13 protein-coding genes and 1 other annotated feature are annotated in these 18,169 nt (G+C 52.0%); of the genes, 6 read left to right on the plus strand and 7 right to left on the minus strand.

The features are described from left to right. The first annotated feature begins 7 nt into the window (after positions 1-7). Positions 8-1,366 (plus strand): acetyl-CoA hydrolase/transferase family protein, encoded by a 1,359-nt coding sequence (locus ACGTIC_RS02090; RefSeq protein ID WP_059076321.1) that lies wholly within the window; start codon positions 8-10, stop codon positions 1,364-1,366. Positions 1,367-1,451: 85 nt separating this feature from the next. Here the strand turns inward: ACGTIC_RS02090 and ilvD are convergent, their stop codons facing one another. The 6 genes from ilvD to ACGTIC_RS02120 form a co-directional block, all read right to left on the minus strand. Further along, complete coding sequence (gene ilvD, locus ACGTIC_RS02095) at positions 1,452-3,104, minus strand: dihydroxy-acid dehydratase (protein ID WP_075581760.1); 1,653 nt, start codon at positions 3,102-3,104, stop codon at positions 1,452-1,454. 47 nt (positions 3,105-3,151) lie between these two features. Continuing rightward, the gene (locus ACGTIC_RS02100; RefSeq protein ID WP_113855254.1) at positions 3,152-4,411 is read right to left on the minus strand and encodes an ATP-binding protein; all 1,260 of its coding nucleotides are present in this window, start codon (positions 4,409-4,411) and stop codon (positions 3,152-3,154) included. A 12-nt stretch (positions 4,412-4,423) separates the two neighbouring features. Beyond that, positions 4,424-4,930, minus strand: a complete 507-nt coding sequence (gene ilvN / locus ACGTIC_RS02105) for an acetolactate synthase small subunit (protein WP_113855255.1) — start codon at positions 4,928-4,930, stop codon at positions 4,424-4,426. Next, positions 4,927-6,627: a biosynthetic-type acetolactate synthase large subunit gene (gene ilvB, locus ACGTIC_RS02110; RefSeq protein ID WP_113855256.1), complete on the minus strand. Its 1,701-nt coding sequence runs from the start codon at positions 6,625-6,627 to the stop codon at positions 4,927-4,929. Before ilvB ends, ilvN begins: the two co-directional genes overlap by 4 nt. A gap of 21 nt (positions 6,628-6,648) precedes the next feature. Beyond that, entirely contained in the window at positions 6,649-7,674 is a 1,026-nt protein-coding gene (ilvC, locus tag ACGTIC_RS02115; protein WP_372237435.1) for a ketol-acid reductoisomerase, read from the minus strand. A 37-nt stretch (positions 7,675-7,711) separates the two neighbouring features. After that, positions 7,712-7,945, minus strand: a binding site (T-box leader). 258 nt (positions 7,946-8,203) lie between these two features. Continuing rightward, entirely contained in the window at positions 8,204-8,401 is a 198-nt protein-coding gene (locus ACGTIC_RS02120) for a zinc-ribbon domain-containing protein (RefSeq protein WP_059076327.1), read from the minus strand. A gap of 128 nt (positions 8,402-8,529) precedes the next feature. On the opposite strand from ACGTIC_RS02120, the gene hydF reads away from it, so the two are divergent. The 3 genes from hydF to nifJ all read left to right on the plus strand — a co-directional run bounded on the left by hydF (position 8,530) and on the right by nifJ (position 14,147). Further along, positions 8,530-9,729 (plus strand): [FeFe] hydrogenase H-cluster maturation GTPase HydF, encoded by a 1,200-nt coding sequence (gene hydF, locus ACGTIC_RS02125; RefSeq protein WP_113855258.1) that lies wholly within the window; start codon positions 8,530-8,532, stop codon positions 9,727-9,729. 11 nt (positions 9,730-9,740) lie between these two features. Beyond that, on the plus strand, positions 9,741-10,307 hold the full coding sequence (locus tag ACGTIC_RS02130; RefSeq protein WP_075581765.1) for a phosphatase PAP2 family protein: 567 nt from the start codon (positions 9,741-9,743) through the stop codon (positions 10,305-10,307). Between the two features lie 327 nt (positions 10,308-10,634). Next, complete coding sequence (nifJ, locus tag ACGTIC_RS02135) at positions 10,635-14,147, plus strand: pyruvate:ferredoxin (flavodoxin) oxidoreductase (protein ID WP_113855259.1); 3,513 nt, start codon at positions 10,635-10,637, stop codon at positions 14,145-14,147. A 115-nt stretch (positions 14,148-14,262) separates the two neighbouring features. Here the strand turns inward: nifJ and ACGTIC_RS02140 are convergent, their stop codons facing one another. After that, the gene (locus tag ACGTIC_RS02140; protein ID WP_059076331.1) at positions 14,263-14,703 is read right to left on the minus strand and encodes a hypothetical protein; all 441 of its coding nucleotides are present in this window, start codon (positions 14,701-14,703) and stop codon (positions 14,263-14,265) included. Between the two features lie 219 nt (positions 14,704-14,922). On the opposite strand from ACGTIC_RS02140, the gene ACGTIC_RS02145 reads away from it, so the two are divergent. Beyond that, positions 14,923-16,314, plus strand: coding sequence for an NAD(P)/FAD-dependent oxidoreductase (locus ACGTIC_RS02145; protein WP_059076332.1), 1,392 nt, complete (start codon positions 14,923-14,925; stop codon positions 16,312-16,314). A 72-nt stretch (positions 16,315-16,386) separates the two neighbouring features. Continuing rightward, positions 16,387-18,120: a proline--tRNA ligase gene (locus ACGTIC_RS02150; protein WP_113855260.1), complete on the plus strand. Its 1,734-nt coding sequence runs from the start codon at positions 16,387-16,389 to the stop codon at positions 18,118-18,120. Positions 18,121-18,169 lie beyond the last annotated feature (49 nt).

The raw sequence follows: 18,169 nt of genomic DNA on the forward strand, positions 1-18,169 counted from the left end.
AACAGATATGTACAAACTTTCACAAATTGCAGAAGAGTACCAAAAGAAACTCGTGACGCCGCAGGAAGCGGCAGCTGTCGTCAAAAGCGGAGACCGTGTATCGTACGGCCTTGGCTGTTCGGCACCGTATGATACGGATAAAGCGCTGGCCGACCATATCAATAAGGATGGCTTGAAAGATGTGGAAATCATCGATGCGACGCTGATTCAGGATCATCCGTTCTTTACCTATACGGAAACGGAATCCAACGATCAGGTCCGTTTCGTATCGGGCCATTTCAATGGATTCGACCGCAAGATGAATAAAGCCGGCCGCTGCTGGTTCATGCCGCTCCTCTTTAATGAACTGCCGAAATACTGGAGCCATAAAAAAGTGGATGTCGCCATTTTCCAGGTACATCCGATGGATAAATGGGGCAACTTCAATCTGGGGCCTCAGGTAGCCGATTTAAGGGGCATTCTCAAATCGGCGGATAAGGTCATCGTAGAAGTCAATCAGAAAATGCCGAAGGCACTGGGCTATGAAACGGAATTGAATATTGCCGATGTCGATTTCATCGTCGAAGGGTCCAATCCGGATATGCCGATTGTCCCGAATAAACCGTCGACCCCGGTCGATGATAAAATTGCCAGCTTCGTCGTACCGATGATCAAAGATGGCAGTACGCTGCAGCTCGGTATCGGCGGGATTCCGTCCGCTATTGGCCATAAGCTGGCAGAATCGGATGTCAAAGACCTGAGCGGTCATACGGAAATGCTGGTAGATCCCTATGTCGAATTGTACGAAGCCGGGAAAATTACCGGTAAAAAGAATCGCGACAGAGGTAAAATCATGTATACCTTCGCCGGTGGCACACAGCGTCTGTATGATTTTATCGATGACAACCAGATCGTGTTCAATGCACCGGTCAACTATGTCAACAATATCAATGTCGTTGCCAGCATTGACAACTTTGTTTCTATCAACAGCTGCATCAACCTTGACCTTTATGGTCAGGTCTGCGCCGAATCGGCAGGTTACCGCCATATCAGTGGTACTGGCGGTGCGCTGGACTTCGCACAGGGAGCCTATCTTTCCGAAGGTGGCCAGGGCTTCATCTGCGTCCATTCGACGCGTAAACTGAAAGATGGCAGCCTGGAATCGCTGATCCGCCCAACTCTGACTCCGGGATCTGTCGTCACGACACCGCGTTCGGCCGTTCACTACATCGTTACCGAATACGGCGTAGCCCTCCTCAAAGGCCAGTCCACATGGCAGCGGGCAGAAGCGCTGATTAATATTGCTCATCCTGATTTCCGGGAAGAACTCATTAAAGAAGCAGAAAAAATGGGCATCTGGACGAAGACGAGCAAGACAGAATACTGATCCTGATACGGATATTTGCATAAAGACGGGGCCGCATCCCATGGGTATACACTCATGGGATGCGGCCCCGCTTTTTGTTTCTCTTTTATTTCAGTACGGCACCCGTATTGGCCGATGTGACCAGCCGGGCATAACGGGACAGGTAGCCTGTTTTGACTTTCGGTTCCGGTTGTTTCCAGGCCGCTTTGCGGGCGGCCAGTTCTTCGTCGCTGACGCAGAGTTCCAGCTTGCGTTGTGGGATGTCGATGGAAATGATATCCCCGTCGTGGATGAGGGCGATAGGGCCGCCTTCCATGGCTTCCGGTGAAATATGGCCGATGCAGGCTCCGCGACTGGCACCGCTGAAACGGCCGTCTGTCAGAAGGGCGACTTTAAGCCCCATGCCGGTGATGACGGCTGTCGGGTTGAGCATTTCTCTCATGCCCGGCCCGCCCTTAGGCCCTTCATAGCGGATGACGACCACATCTCCTTCGTGGATTTTACCGCCGATGATGGCTTCGATGGCATCTTCTTCGGCATCAAAACAGCGTGCCGTTCCTTTGTAGACGAGGAGATCCCGGTCTACGGCGCTTTCCTTGATGACCGAGCCGTCGGGAGCCAGATTACCTGTCAGGATAGCGATGCCGCCTTTATGCATATAGGCGTTTTCCACACCGTGGATGACTTCATGGTTCAGGATTTCTGCATGTTCGATGCGGCTGGCAATGGTGCCGGTGACCGTCTGCGCTCCCGTATGGATGAGTCCCAGTTTGGTCAGTTCCTTCATGACGGCGCTGATACCGCCGGCTTCATCCAGGTCCTGCATATGGTACGTACCGCCCGGGCTCATCTTCGTGATATAAGCTGATTTACGGCTGATTTCATCGAACACGCGGAGCGGCAGGTCTACACCCGCTTCGTGGGCGATGGCGGGCAGGTGGAGCGCCGTGTTGGTCGAACCGCCAATGGCCATATCGACGGCGATGGCATTTTCAAAGGCTTCGCGGGTCATAATGTCGCGGGGGCGTATATCGCGGCGCACGAGATCCATGATGACTTCGCCGGCTTTTTTGGCCAGCATGCGGCGCCGTCCGAAATAGGCAGCCGGAATCGTGCCGTTGCCGGGAAGACCCATGCCCAGTACTTCCGTAAGGCAGTTCATGGTATTGGCTGTGAACAGACCGGCACAGGAGCCACAACCCGGGCAGGCCCGTTCTTCCATGTCTTCCAGCTCGTCTGGCGTAATCTGGCCCGATTCCACTTTACCGGCGGCTTCGAACATGGTGCTGACGCTGATATCGCGTCCCTGGTAACGGCCAGCCAGCATAGGTCCTCCGCTGACGACGACGGCAGGAATATTCAGGCGGCCGGCAGCCATGAGCATAGCCGGTACGATTTTATCGCAGTTGGGAATGAGGACCAATCCGTCGAAGGCGTGGGCGGTGGCTACGGCTTCGATGGAATCACAAATCAGTTCACGGCTGGACAGGGAAAATTTCATGCCGTCATGGCCCATGGCGATGCCATCACAGACGCCGATGGCGGGAAATTCAATCGGCGTGCCTCCGGCCGCGGCTACGCCGAGTTTGACGGCCTGGGCGATTTCCCGGAGATGGATATGGCCGGGGATGATTTCATTAAACGCGTTAACGACGCCAATCAGCGGTTTGGACAAGTCTTCATTGGAATAGCCCATGGCATGGAATAACGTACGATGAGCTGTACGGGTACTGCCTTTTTTTACGATATCACTACGCATAAGGTACCTCCTTTATGAATATATGCATTATATCTAATATATGATAGTCAGGCATTGCGTGTCGCAGCCTGTTTTAGTCCTTGCTGTCCCAGATACCAGGTGACGAACTGATGGGCGATGCGGCCGTTGCGTCCGGAATGCTCGTGCTCCCAGCGTACGCCGAGAATCCGCAGTGTTTCTTTATCGAGAGAAATGCCGGATTTTTCCAGTTCATGGCCGATCATAGCCAGATATTCGTCCTGGGTGGGCTGGGTATAATGCAGGATGAGGCCGAACCGGTCTGACAGGGAGATAGATTCGTTGGCACTGTCCTGCATGTAGATATCATCGATCTGGTCGCTGCGGTCCTGCCAGGATTCCCGCAGGAGATGGCGGCGGTTGCTGGTCGCGTAAATGAGGACATTGTCCGGCTGGGGTGTCACCCCGCCGTCGATGACCGATTTCAGGTATTTGTACTCCGTTTCCCCTTCGTCAAAGGACAAGTCGTCGAAAAAGAGGATGAATTTCAGATTTTTACTGGCACATAGCCGTTCCATAACGGCTGACAGCTGCGATAACTGGCCACGGGCAATTTGTACCAGGCGCAGTCCACTGTCCCGGTAACGGCTTACCAGTGCTTTGACGGCGGTCGATTTGCCTGTGCCGCGTGCCCCTGCAAGGAGTACGTTGTTGGCCCGGTGACCGGCGATAAATGCCTGTGTGTTGGCCAGCAGCTTTTCTTTCTGCCGCTGGTAGGCAATGAGGTCGTCCCAGTCATATACGGGAAAATCGCGGATTCCCGTAAGGCGGCCTGATGAAGAAAGGCGGAATGCCGTAAACTGGGCCAGAGAACCACTGCCATGGGTCTTATAATGGTCTAACAGTATCTGTGCTGCCCATCCGGGAGATTCTGCCTGTATGAGTGCTTTCATCAGATCATCCCGTTCATGAGAGCGGATTGGGACAGCCGGCACATAGGAAGACAGAAAGTCACGACCGGTGAGTTCCCGTGTATCGATGCGCAGCCAGGGCAGTAATACAGCCATATCCGAGGCCAGGGCCGCCATGAGGCCGGGGCCGTACGTACCATTCTGTTCCAGCGTCCGCGAGGCCGTATTGTCGCCCCAGATGAGCTGATAGGTCAGATAGGCTGGCAGCAGGTTTCCTGAAAGTCCCAGTTGTTCGGCTTTTTCAATGAGCTGGGCAGCCAGACGGGATTGCAGGCTCTCTGATTCCGGGGATTGCTGCAGGGATTGCAGTGTCTGGATGAGAGAATCTGTCAGCAAGTCACGACAGACGAGGAGTTGTTGCAAATCGGGACAAATCATAATGTCTCCTTCCTACGTTTCCATATGCTTGACCGCATCTTTTCCGCGTGACAGGCTGATAGAACCAGTGTGGGCGATTTCCAGTATTTCATAATACTGCAGCATATTCAGCATGGCATCGATATGATCCTCCCGGCCGGCAAGGCGGAAAATCAGGGATTGTTTGTCCACGTCTACGATTTTGGCATGGAACAGTTCCGCCAGATTACTCAGTTCAATCCTGTCTTTCGCCGTGATGTACCGGATTTTAATCAGGGCCAGGTCATAGCTGACGAATGGCTTGTCATCGAGAATGACGATTTTGATGACATTGATTAGTTTGGCCAGCTGGTTGACGGCCTGATCCAGTTCCCAGTGATCTTTTACTTCTACGATGATATTGATGCGCGTAATATCGGCGTCTTCGGTATAGCCGGCATTGATAGCTTCGATGTTGATGCCACGGCGGCTGATGAGGCCGGCGACATGGGTCAGGACGCCAGGTTTATTATCTACGAGCAGAGCCAGATGTTGTCTCATGTACGGCTGCCTCCTTCCAGAATCATTTCGTTCAGACGTTTACCGCCGGGTACCATGGGATAGACGTTTTCATCGGCGGGGATGCGGACTTCCAGAAGAGCCGGTCCCGGAACGGACAGGAATTTTTCTATGGCTTCATCCAACGTATCCGGCGTTGTGGCCGTAAAGCCGGGAACTCCCATGGCTTCTGAAATAGCGGGAATGCGGTTTCCTTTTTTCAGGAGAGATGCCGCGTAGCGGCGGTGATAAAACATGCGCTGCCACTGATTTACCATGCCTAGGACACTGTTGCAGAGAACGACGGTCTTGACAGCAATGCCGTTATCGGCCAGCGTGGCAAATTCCTGACAATTCATCATGATGCTGCCATCGCCGCTCAACAGGAGAACCGTCTGCCCGGGACAGGCGAGTTTGGCTCCCATGGCAGCAGGGAGTCCGTATCCCATCGTTCCCAGCCCGCCGGAAGTAATGAAATGGCGGGGCTTTTCCGTGTTGTAAAACTGGGCGGCCCACATCTGGTGCTGGCCTACGTCAGTGACGACAATGGTATCATCATCCAGACGCTGGTTCAGTTTTTTAATCAGCACTTCTGGGGAAATTTGATTTTCCAGATGTCGGCAGGCAAATGGATGATCTTTCTTCATTGCCAGAACGTGATTGCGCCATTCCTGATATTGTTTTTTGTACGGTGTCCGCCCTTGTTGCACCTGATTGGCCAACAGTGGCAGGGACCAGCGGAGATCGCCGCCGACACTGATATCAGCGTGGACGATTTTATTGATTTCCACCTTATCGATATCGAAATGGACAATCCGGGCATTTGGCGCAAAATTTTCGGCATCGCCGGTCACGCGGTCGTCGAAACGGCTGCCGATGGCCAGCAGCAGGTCGCATTCCATGACGGCCATGTTAGCTGCATATGATCCGTGCATACCGACCATTCCCAGGTGATTGGCATAGCTGTCTGGTACGGCTCCTTTGCCCATCAGCGTCGTGATGACCGGAATCTGCGTTTTTTCTACAAAGGAACGCAGATAGCCGGACGTATTGGAAAGGATGACGCCACCACCGGCCAGAAGCAGCGGCTTGTGTGCGGCAGCCAGTGCTTCTACGGCCTGGGTGACATGGTCTTCCTGACCGATATAGCGGCCGCTGTACCCCCGCAGATGGACCGTTTTAGGATATTTGAAATTCAGTGTAGCATCGAATACATCTTTAGCGATATCGATCAGGACAGGACCAGGCCGGCCCGTCGAGGCGATGTAAAAGGCTTCTTTCAGGATATGAGGCAATTCTTCCACGTCTTTTATCAAGTAATTATGCTTGGTAATCGGCGTCGTTATGCCGGAAATGTCGGCTTCCTGGAAGGAATCACGGCCAATCAGGCTGGTGGTGACCTGACCACTGATGATGACCAGCGGAACGGAATCCATGTTGGCTGTCGCAATGCCCGTAACCATGTTACAGACACCGGGACCAGAAGTAGCAAAGCAGACTCCTGTTTTTCCCGTCGCCCGGGCATAACCATCGGCTGCATGGATAGCACCTTGTTCATGACCGGTAAGAATATGTGGAAATTCTGCCTTATATAATTCATCGTATAACGTCAGTACGGTGCCGCCGGGATAACCGAATACGACAGACACGCTTTCTTTTTTCAGGCATTCGATAATTGCCTGTGCACCATTGATGTTCATTGCCCCATCCCCTCTTTCGTATTATTCTGGTTTTTCTTCGTTCAGCCAGGACATCATCTTGCGCAGTTTGGCACCTACTTCTTCAATAGGATGTTCGGCGTGCTGGCGGCGCATCGCCAGGAAATGGGCCCGGCCGGCAGCCTTGTTTTCCAGAAGCCAGTCTTTGGCAAAGGTCCCGTCCTGGATATCGTGCAGTACGTCTTTCATTGCCTGTTTCGATGCGTCACTGATGACCCGCGGACCAGCCGTGTAATCGCCGTATTCTGCCGTATCGCTGATGGAATAGCGCATCTTGGCCATGCCGCCTTCGTACATGAGGTCTACGATCATCTTCATTTCGTGAAACGTTTCAAAATAGGCGATTTCCGGCTGATAGCCTGCTTCGCACAGCGTTTCGAATCCGTTGGTGATGAGCTGGCAGATACCCCCGCAGAGGACGGCCTGTTCGCCGAAGAGGTCCGTTTCCGTTTCTTCCTGGAACGTCGTCTGGATGACGCCGGCCCGGGTGCCGCCGATGCCGCGGGCATAGGCCAGGGCGATGTCAAAAGCCTGACCGGAAGCGTCCTGTTCGACGGCAAAGACATCGGGGACGCCGCTGCCTTCAACGAACTGGCGGCGTACGATATGGCCCGGACCTTTGGGGGCTACCATGAAGACATCGACGTCGTCGGGCGGGATGATCTGCTTGAAGTGGATATTGAAGCCGTGGGCAAAGGCCAGGGCGCTGCCCGGTCTGAGGTTATCCCGGATTTCGTTTTTATATACGTCGGCCTGTTTTTCATCGGGAATGAGGACCATGGTGATGTCCGCACCGGCGACGGCTTCGGCGACGGTCTGGACGGTAAGACCGGCTTTACGGGCTTTTTCTGCCGATTTGCTCCCTTTATAGAGGCCGATGGTGACATCGATCCCGCTGTCGCGGAGGTTGAGCGCATGGGCGTGGCCCTGGCTGCCGTAGCCGATGATAGCGACTTTCTTTCCTTCCATAGCTTCCCAATTGACATCCTGATCATAAAACACTTTTGCCATATTAATTTCCCCCTTAATGCTTTTTCTGATAAAGAATAAAAAAAATCCGTCCCTTATAAGGGACGGATTGTATATCCGCGTTACCACCCAAATTCTTCACTACGGTGAAGCTCCTCACAACGTACCAACATACGCGTTTCCAGTAACGTGGAAATACCGTTGATGCTTAATACATTCAGCATCACTCTTCAGGGAGGATTTTCGTCTGTCTTGTATTACCGGCTTGCACCAAGTGCCGGCTCTCTGTAAATACCAAGGGCAGAGTACTCGTTCCCGTCATCAGATTTAGCCTTTATGTGCTTGCTCCCTGAGGACTCCTGTCCCTTGAGAGAAGTTGTGAACATTGTAACGGAACTATTCCTGTTTGTCAATAGAAAATATAGCCTGGAAGAATAGAACGAAACGGCGGTTTCGAATAATTAAGGGCAAACAAAACATGTTTTATAAAAACGACATTAAAAATTAGTATATTAATAAAATACATTATAAAAACAAAAATAAATTAAATGGGTCTGCTTTTGCATCCCCCGGAGTAAAGGGGCGGATATCAGGCAAATACCTTCCAAAGACCGATGAGTACCAGGGCCATGATGATGATGAAACTTATCACGCGGGTTTTGGAAAAGATTTTGGGATCATTGACCGTTCCTGGCGTCGGTTTGGGGGCTTCTACCTGCTGGGTGCCGCAGATCGGGCACATCCGTACGCCATCGCGCAGTTCAGTGCCGCATTTTTTACAAATCATATATGTCATCTCCTGAAATGTTGTTTTATATTTCCACCTGTATCATACCATGAGCGGAAGGGTCTTGCTAGTGTGCATTCCGGCATTTGTGATATAATGGAGCAAAAAGAAAAAGAGGGGGAACTGCTATGGGAATGAATGATACACCTTCTGGCGAACGCGTACATATTGGCTTTTTTGGCCGCCGCAATGCCGGTAAATCCAGTGTTGTCAACGCTGTGACCGGACAGAATCTGGCTATTGTGTCGGATACGAAGGGGACGACGACTGATCCGGTGTATAAGGCCATGGAACTTTTGCCGCTGGGACCGGTACTGATCATTGATACACCGGGGTTTGATGATACAGGGGCTTTGGGGGAACTGCGCGTGGCGCGGACACGGCAGGTGCTCAATAAAACGGATATAGCGGTTCTGGTCATCGATGCAGCAGAAGGAATGCAGCAGAGCGACAAAGAGACGCTGGCCCTGATCCGGGAAAAACAACTTCCCTATATTATCGTTTATAATAAGAGTGATTTAACTACTGTACCCAATCAGATTCCCGATGATGTTTTATATGTCAGTGCCAGAAACAATACGGGCATTCATGAATTAAAAGAACGGATGGCCCGGCTGAAACCGCAGGATACGGGAGTTCCTATCGTGCGGGATATGGTACATCGGGGAGATTTTTTTGTACTCGTCGTACCTGTCGATTCGGCGGCTCCGAAAGGGCGGCTGATCCTGCCCCAGCAGCAGACTATACGGGATATACTCGATGCAGACGGGACGGCCATCGTCGTCAAGGAAACGGGGCTGAAAGATACCCTGTATCGTCTGGGCCAGAAGCCACAGATGGTCATTACCGACAGTCAGGCTTTTAAGCGGGTGTCAGCCGATACGCCGGATGACATTACGCTGACTTCTTTTTCCATTCTCATGGCACGCCACAAAGGCTTCCTGGATATTGCCATAGAAGGGGTGAGAGCCCTGAAACAACTCCAGGACGGCGATATGGTGCTTATTTCAGAAGGATGTACCCATCATAGGCAGTGTGACGATATCGGGACTGTCAAAATTCCCCGCTGGCTGCAGCAGTATACGGGGAAAAAGCTGGTCATTGAAACGTCTTCCGGACGGGATTTCCCTATGGATTTGACAAGATATGCCATGGTCATTCACTGCGGTGGATGCATGTTGAATGAACGGGAAGTGGCAGCACGGATGCAGCGGGCACAAAGACAGCATGTACCCATTACAAATTATGGGATTTTTATTGCCTGCATCCATGGGATACTGAAACGCAGCCTGGCACCATTTCCCGAATTACAGAAACGGGTCCCGTAGAGGAGAGAACGATGGAACGCTGGCTTATTTTGAAAATACAATCGGTTTTATTCCATAATCCCGCCGCAAGGGAGAGCGTCGTCGGGATGGCCCGCTGGGGATTCTGGGCGTATATCCTCTATGGCCTTGTGCAATGGTTCCGCCCGGGAAATCTGCCGCAGCAGATCCGGCGCCGGCAATCAATGACAGAGGCCTTGTTTTCCGTGGGGATCAGTTCTTTCTTTTCATTTCTCATATCGCTCATATGGCGGCGTCAGCGTCCCTTTGCCGCCCATGGTTCCGTAAGGCAGGCGGTCATACATAAAAATAACGCGTCCTTTCCCAGTAACCATACGATGAATGCAGCAGCTGCAGCACTGACGGTATTTCGTTATCAAAAGAGGTCAGGGACGGTGCTCCTGATATGGAGTATACTAATTGGCGCATCGCGGATTGCCTGCGGTGTACATTATGTGACAGATATTTTAGGCGGAATGATTCTGGGATATATGAGCAGCCGCATTGCCGGACGGAGCAGACTGGTTCGTCTGGTATCTTTTTTGGTGCCAGTGGTTTTGAAAATAGGCAGAAAAAGATAAAATAATTAGGGATGTATTGACGAATAAATTCGAAAATACGTTCAAATTAAAACGTAATTATTGATATTTAAAATAGCGTACTATAAACACGTGGTGGTATACAGCTGGCACATAATAATGTGCCAGCTTTTTATGAGCCCGAAAATGCGATATATAAGGCATTTTCGGGCTTTATTAAAATTAGATTAAAAAATGAATAAAACACAATGATGTTATTTTTCTTGTAAAAATACATTATTTAGCATACAATAAATTTGTCAATAAGAGTACGGCAACGTACTTGAGGATACCGCTTATAAATCACAAGAGAGAGGAGAGTAACACATTATGGCAAAGAAAATTTTTAAAACAATGGACGGTAATGAAGCGGCTGCATACATAGCGTATGCCTTTACAGAAATCGCTTCTATTTTCCCAATCACACCGTCATCCCCTATGGCTGAACACGTAGATGAATGGGCAGCCCATGGTCGGAAGAACTTGTTCGGGACGACGGTCCAGGTACAGGAAATGCAGTCTGAAAAAGGGGCAGCCGGTGCAATGCATGGCGCATTGAATGCCGGTGCGCTGACGACGACCTTTACTTCGTCCCAGGGCATGATGATCATGCTTTCCAACATGTTCAAGATTTCCAGTGAACTTCTGCCTGGCGTATTCCACGTAGCATCCCGTACAGTAGCCACCAACGGGTATACGATTTTTGCAGGTCATGATGATGCCATGGCTATGCGTGGCACGGGCATCAGCATGATGTGTGAATCGAGCGTACAGGAAGTCATGGATCTGGCTGCCGTCGTCCATGCAACGGCTATTTCCTGCCGCATTCCTATCCTGAACTTCTTCGATGGATTCCGTACATCTCACGAAATTCAGAAGATAGAAGTCATCCCTTATGAAGAGCTCCGCCCGATGCTGGATATGGAAGCCGTCAAGGCGTTCCGTGCCCGTGGCATGAACCCGGATGATCCGGAAGCGATTTCTTTCTGCGAACCGGCAGAAACGTATATGCAGCATCGTGAATCGTTGAATAAATTCTATGACCGCGTACCGGATGTAGCCGAAAGCTATATGAAGAAAATCAGCGAAATCACCGGCCGGGAATATCACCTCTTCAACTATACAGGTGCACCGGATGCAGAATTCGTCCTGGTAGCTATGGGGTCTGGCGCACAGACCATTGAAGAAACGGTCAAGATGATGGTTGAAAAAGGCGAAAAAGTAGGCTGCATCAACGTCCACATGTTCCGTCCGTGGTCGGAAAAGCATTTCCTGTCCGTCCTGCCGAATACGGTCAAGAAGATTGCCGTCCTGGACCGCACGAAAGAAACCGGCGCCAACGGGGAACCGTTATACCACAGCGTCGCCGCTACTTTTGCCGCTGCTGACCGGTCGCCGAAGATTTATCATGGCCGTTATGGTATTGCTTCCAAGGAATTCCTGCCGGGCGATGTCGTAGCTGCCTTTGAAAACCTGAAAGCCTTTGAACCGAAGAATGATTTCACACTGAGCATCGTCGATGATGTGACCTATAAATCCCTGCCCCGTGTGGAAGGTGTCCATACAGGCGGTAAAGGCCTCAAAGCATGTAAGTTCTGGGGCTTCGGGTCTGACGGCACGGTCGGTGCCAATAAGAGCGCTATCAAGATTATTGGCGATAATACGGACATGTATGCCCAGGCATATTTTGCCTATGACTCCAAGAAATCAGGCGGTGTCACCGTATCGCATCTGCGCTTTGGTGATACGCCCATCAAGATGCCATATCTGATCAATAACGCCGATTTCATTGCCTGCCACCGCCAGTCGTACGTACATGGTTTTGACCTCCTGAGAGGCATTAAAAAAGGTGGTACGTTCCTGCTCAATACGGTGTGGAAACCGGAAGAACTGGGTGAAAAGCTGCCGGCAAGATTAAAACGCGATATTGCCCGCAATGACGTACAATTCTACATTATCGATGCCGTAGGTATTGCCCAGAAGATCGGTCTCGGCGGCCGTATCAACATGATTATGCAGTCGGCTTTCTTCAAACTGTCCGAAGTCATTCCTGTAGACCTGGCTATTGATAAACTGAAAGAATCGGTCGTCAAATCTTATGGCAAGAAAGGCCAGAAAGTCGTCGATATGAATAATGCGGCAATTGATGAAGGCCTGAAGAATATTGTGAAGATCGATGTACCGGCCGAATGGGCTGATGCACAGGACGAACCGGTTGATCTTTCGAAGCACACGAAATTCTTCCGCGAATTCTCTATTCCGGTCAATGCCCTGGAAGGCGACGACCTGCCAGTCAGTGCATACAACGGCATGGAAGACGGCAGATGGCCGACTGGTACATGCGCAGAAGAAAAACGCGGCGTAGCCATGTTCGTGCCGAGCTGGGATGCAGAAAAATGTATCGGTTGTAACCAGTGTTCCTTCGTCTGCCCGCACGCCGCTATTCGTCCGTTCCTCCTGACGCCGGATGAAGCCGCCAAAGCACCGGAAGGCTATCAGGATAAAGAAATCAAAGTAGCTCCGGGATACAAATTCAACATTGTCGTATCGGTCATGGACTGCCTGGGCTGCGGCAGCTGTACTCATGTCTGCCCGAAGGAAGCCCTGACCATGAAACCGTTCGACGACGAAGAATACAAAGCTGCACTGTGGGATTATGTCATTGCCCTGCCGCAGAAGAAGAACCCCATGAAGAAAGACACGGTCATCGGCAGCCAGTTCGAACAGCCGCTGCTTGAATTTACCGGTGCCTGCGCTGGTTGTGCTGAAACGCCGTACTGTAAAGTCGTTACCCAGCTCTTCGGCGACCGCATGATGGTTGCTAACGCTCACGGCTGTTCCTCTGTATGGGGCGGCAGTGCTCCTGACTGCGGCTATACGAAGAATGCCCAGGGTCATGGACCGGCCTGGTCTACGTCCCTCTTTGAAGATAATGCCGAATATGGCTTTGGCATGATGCTGGCAGAACAGGCAGAACGCAAACTGCTCGAAAAATATATTGACGATGCCATGGATGTTGCCAGCCCGCAGCTGCAGGAAGCATTCAAGGACTGGAAAGAACATAAACTGGAAGGCGAAGGTTCGCGTCAGCGCTCCGATACCATCATCGCTCTGCTGGAACAGGAAAAAGAAGGCAAACCGGCTCTGGAACAGATCTATGAAATGAAGAAGTTCCTCGTCAAACGCAGCCAGTGGATCTTCGGCGGCGATGGCTGGGCTTACGATATCGGCTATGGCGGCCTGGATCACGTACTGGCCCAGGGTCAGGATATCAACGTCCTCGTATTCGATACGGAAGTATATTCCAACACGGGCGGCCAGGCTTCCAAAGCAACGCCGACAGCAGCTGTTGCCCAGTTCGCAGCTTCCGGCAAGAAGACGAAGAAGAAAGACCTGGGCATGATGGAAGCCCAGTACGGATATATCTATGTAGCTCAGGTAGCTATGGGTGCTGATAAGAATCAGTTCCTGAAAGCACTGAAAGAAGCAGAAGCCTATAAAGGCCCGTCTTTGATTATCGGCTATGCACCGTGCATCAACCATGGCCTGAAAGTAGGCCAGGGACAGAGCCAGCTGGAAGAAAAACGGGCTGTCGAAGCCGGATACTGGCATCTGTGGAGATACAATCCGGAACTCAAGAAACAGGGCAAGAACCCGTTCACACTCGATTCGAAACCGCCAACAGCAAACTTCCGCGATTTCCTCATGGGCGAAACACGGTTCGCTTCCTTGAAACGCACCTTCCCGGATACGGCAGAAGCTCTGTTTGAAAAGACGGAACAGGATGCCAAAGAACGGTATGAAGGATATGTACGCCTGACGAAAGCCTATGATGAAAAATAACACAGGCGTCATGAGCTGTAAAGCTTAATGATACATACACTCTTGTGTTTATGAGCACAGATACCCCCGGGGAAATCCCCGGGGGTATCTGCTATATTGGATTGATTCTTTCAGCCTACCCTTTGATCCGCTGGCGTTTGTTACCTACGACGAGGTAGCGGCTGATACTGCGGTAGACCATGAAGGTAAAGAAGAAGAAACCGAACAGGAATACCAGAGCGTAATCCAGTGTGAGCGGTTCGTCCTGTACGTAGTACCAGGCACAGATGAGGGTCAGTATAAGGCTGCCGTACATGGATATAAGGACACTGACCGTCCGCTGTCCGCGGTCGCGCATGGAAAAGAATTCTTTGTAATGGATATAAAAACCGATAGTCGAGAGGATAAGCGCTGCCGTGACGATGCCGATGGCGAGAACGCTCAGCTGGAAGTAAAGTGAGACGAGCAGCAGTACCATGAGGAAGAGAGTGCACAGGAAAATACCTTCCTGCCGGCGGATGTCCTGTTTGTCTTCTTCTTCGTAGGTACGGGCGTCCCGGTTGCGATGACGTGCCATGGAATCACCTCCTTTAAGTTCTTTCTTATTATAGCATATTTACCTTTTGCCGCCATCTCTGGCGATGGGCAGATTTTTTTGCCGGACGGCAGGCAGACGGGCTGCGTTTATTGACATTGGCTTTCCTATATGGTACGCTGAACGAGGATAACTTATACCGAATTCATGACGCCCTGACGGTCATCCCGTGAGGGCGTTTTTATTTGGGAGGCGGAATTGATGAAAGCTGTAAAAAATTATGATGTCATTATTATCGGTGCCGGTCCGGCCGGGATTTTTACGGCTCTGGAGCTGGCAGATAAAGGGTACCAGATCCTTATGGTGGAAAAGGGGCAGGATATCCGCGAACGGATTGCCACGAGCCGCAATCCGCAGGCTCTGGCCAAGGATAAAGTGCGCAACGTCGTCTGTGGCTGGGGCGGTGCCGGCGCGTTCAGTGATGGTAAACTGACTCTGACGACAGAGTTTGGCGGCAATCTCGATGATTATATGTCCCAGGCGGAACTGGCGGAAAAAATCCGCTATGTCGATTCGGTGTACTGCCGGTTCGGCGGGGCCGACCGCAAGGTGTACGGTGATGAAAATCCTGAAGAAATCCGCCGTATCCAGCGCCGGGCCGCTGCGGCCGACCTGCGCTTCATCCCGGCCCGGATCCGTCATCTCGGGACGGATGTCAACGCCCAGATCCTGACAAATATGCGCGATTTCCTTGATGGTAAGGCGGATATCCTGTCCGATACGGCGGTGGAACACATCGTCGTTGAAGACGGCACAGTACGGGGCGTCATCATCGACGGCCAGCTCTACGGCTGCCAGTACCTCGTAGCCGCGCCGGGCCGGGAAGGGTCGGAATGGTTCGTCGGCGAAGTAGAACAGATGGGCCTGTCCCTGACATCCAATGCCGTCGATATCGGCGTCCGCGTCGAAATGCCGGCGGAAATCTTTGAACCCATCACGGATATCGTCTACGAATCGAAACTCATATATTTCAGCAAGTCCTTTGATGACCGCATCCGGACGTTCTGCATGAATCCCTATGGCTTTGTCGTCACGGAAAACAACGACGGCCTTTTGACGGTCAATGGCCACAGCTATGCTCACAAGCGCAGTGAAAACACGAATTTCGCCATTCTCGTTTCCAAGAAATTCACTGAACCGTTCCACGAACCGATCCGCTACGGCAAGTACATCGCCCGCCTGGCCAATATCCTTGGCGGCGGCGTCATCGTACAGCGTCTGGGCGATTTCCTCGACGGCCGCCGCTCGACGCCGGAACGGATCCGCCGCGGTCTCGTGCGGCCGACCATGCCCAGCGCGACACCGGGCGATTTGTCGCTGGTCCTGCCGTACCGCCATATGCTGGATATTAAGGAAATGTTCGAAGCCCTGGATAAGGTAGCGCCGGGAGCTAATTCCCGCCACACACTCTTGTACGGCGTGGAAGTGAAATTCTATTCTAACCGCCTGGAACTGAACAATAAACTGGAAACGAAGATTCCTAATTTCTTTGCCATCGGTGACGGGGCCGGTATCACGCGTGGCCTCGTACAGGCATCGGCAGCTGGTGTCACCGTAGGCCAGGAAATCCTGTCGCGCACGCGGCATCATTGACGCGGCGCCAGAGAGACGATACAATGAAAAGATAGAGATTTTGATCTATACCATACGAGGAGGATGTCATTCATGTTAGCATCGAAGTTATATTGCCCGACGCTGCGCGAAATCCCTGCAGAAGCAGAAATCGCCAGCCATCAGTATATGTTAAAAGCCGGTATGATCCGCAAGAACGGCGGCGGTTTGTATTCGTTCCTGCCCTTGGGACGGCGGGTTGAGCTGAAAATCGAAGCCATTGTCCGCGAAGAAATGGACGGAATCGGCGCACAGGAAATCATGATGCCCATCATGCAGCCGGCAGAAATCTGGCATGAATCGGGACGCTGGAACGCTTACGGCCCGGAAATGTTTAAGCTGGAAGACCGTCATGGCAATCATTTCTGTCTGGGACCGACCCACGAAGAACTGATTACGACGCTGGTCCGCAACGAATTGCGCTCGTACAAGCAGCTGCCGGTCACACTCTGGCAGATGCAGAATAAGTACCGCGATGAAATCCGTCCCCGCTTCGGCCTCATGCGCAGCCGTGAATTTGTCATGAAAGACGCCTATTCGTTTGACGTCGATGCCGAAGGACTGCACAAGAGCTATCAGGATGAATACGATGCCTACACGCGTATCTTTACCCGCTGTGGCCTGAACTTCAAGCCTGTCGAAGCCGACAGCGGACAAATCGGCGGCAGCCATACCCACGAATTCATGGCTCTGGCCGAAGCAGGGGAAGCGGAAGTCGTATCGTGCCCGAAGTGCGAATACGCGGCAGATATTGAAAAGGCTGAACCGGCAGCCCTTGCGATGGCAGCAGAAGACGCAAAGGATATGGAACTCATCGAAACGCCGGGCTGCTCTACCATTGAAGAATTGGCAGCCTTTATGAAGATTCCCGTAGAAAAGACTATCAAGGCTGTAGCCTTCACTATCGACGGCGAAAAGACGGTCCTCTGCATGGTCCGCGGCGATCACGAAGTCAACGATGTAGCCGTCCAGAACTTCGTTGGCGGTAATGCCATCGAACCTGCGACGGAAGACGAATTGAAGGCCCATGGCCTGCAGCCGGGCTATATGAGTCCTATCGGCGCTGATACACCCGATAATGAAACGTTCTTCGTCCTCGTCGATCCGACGGCTATGAATGTGCCTAACGGCGTCACCGGTGCCAATAAAGCCGGGTATCATTACCAGAATGTCAATCCGGACCGGGATTTCAAAAACGTCACGGTGGCCACTATCCGCATGATGGTCGAAGGCGATGCCTGCCCGCACTGCGGCGCGCCGGTTCACATCATGCGCGGCATCGAAGTCGGCCAGGTATTTGAATTGGGGACCAAGTATTCCGAATCCCTCCACGCTACCTTCCTCGACCAGGACGGCAAGGCCAAACCGTTCTACATGGGCTGCTACGGCATCGGCGTCACCCGCACCATTGCCGCTGCCATCGAACAGTTCCACGATGATAAAGGCATCATGTGGCCGGTAGCCATTGCTCCGTATGAAGTAGTCATCCTGCCGCTCAACATGAAAGATGAAGAACTGGCCGGTTACGCACAGGATTTGTACCAACAGTTTATGGCCGTTTCCTCTGACGTCGTTCTCGATGACCGCAAGGAACGGGCCGGTGTCAAATTCAACGACGCAGACCTCATCGGCTACCCTGTCCAGGTCGTCATCGGCAAAGATACGAAGAATAACGGCACGGTCGAAATCAAGGTCCGCCGGACAGGCGAAAAAGAAGTCGTAGCCAAGGAACAGGCCCTGACACGGGTACAGGAAATCCTTTCGGATCTGCGCAGCAAAAACATGTAAGAACTGCTGTTCCTGCGCTATTTCCTATGGCTCTGGCGGCAGGGATGGT

The organism is Megasphaera hexanoica, assembly GCF_043520715.1.
Lineage (GTDB): Bacteria > Bacillota > Negativicutes > Veillonellales > Megasphaeraceae > Megasphaera > Megasphaera hexanoica.

Excerpts from the sequence above, each read along its gene's own strand:
- ACGTIC_RS02120 (WP_059076327.1), bottom strand. The coding sequence starts at position 8,401 with ATGATTTGTAAAAAATGCGGCACTGAACTGCGCGATGGCGTACGGATG.
- ACGTIC_RS02130 (WP_075581765.1), top strand. The coding sequence starts at position 9,741 with ATGGAACGCTGGCTTATTTTGAAAATACAATCGGTTTTATTCCATAAT.
- ilvD (WP_075581760.1), bottom strand. The coding sequence starts at position 3,104 with ATGCGTAGTGATATCGTAAAAAAAGGCAGTACCCGTACAGCTCATCGT.
- ilvB (WP_113855256.1), bottom strand. The coding sequence starts at position 6,627 with ATGAACATCAATGGTGCACAGGCAATTATCGAATGCCTGAAAAAAGAA.
- hydF (WP_113855258.1), top strand. The coding sequence starts at position 8,530 with ATGGGAATGAATGATACACCTTCTGGCGAACGCGTACATATTGGCTTT.
- ACGTIC_RS02100 (WP_113855254.1), bottom strand. The coding sequence starts at position 4,411 with ATGATTTGTCCCGATTTGCAACAACTCCTCGTCTGTCGTGACTTGCTG.
- ACGTIC_RS02150 (WP_113855260.1), top strand. The coding sequence starts at position 16,387 with ATGTTAGCATCGAAGTTATATTGCCCGACGCTGCGCGAAATCCCTGCA.
- nifJ (WP_113855259.1), top strand. The coding sequence starts at position 10,635 with ATGGCAAAGAAAATTTTTAAAACAATGGACGGTAATGAAGCGGCTGCA.
- ACGTIC_RS02090 (WP_059076321.1), top strand. The coding sequence starts at position 8 with ATGTACAAACTTTCACAAATTGCAGAAGAGTACCAAAAGAAACTCGTG.
- ACGTIC_RS02145 (WP_059076332.1), top strand. The coding sequence starts at position 14,923 with ATGAAAGCTGTAAAAAATTATGATGTCATTATTATCGGTGCCGGTCCG.
- ilvN (WP_113855255.1), bottom strand. The coding sequence starts at position 4,930 with ATGAGACAACATCTGGCTCTGCTCGTAGATAATAAACCTGGCGTCCTG.
- ACGTIC_RS02140 (WP_059076331.1), bottom strand. The coding sequence starts at position 14,703 with ATGGCACGTCATCGCAACCGGGACGCCCGTACCTACGAAGAAGAAGAC.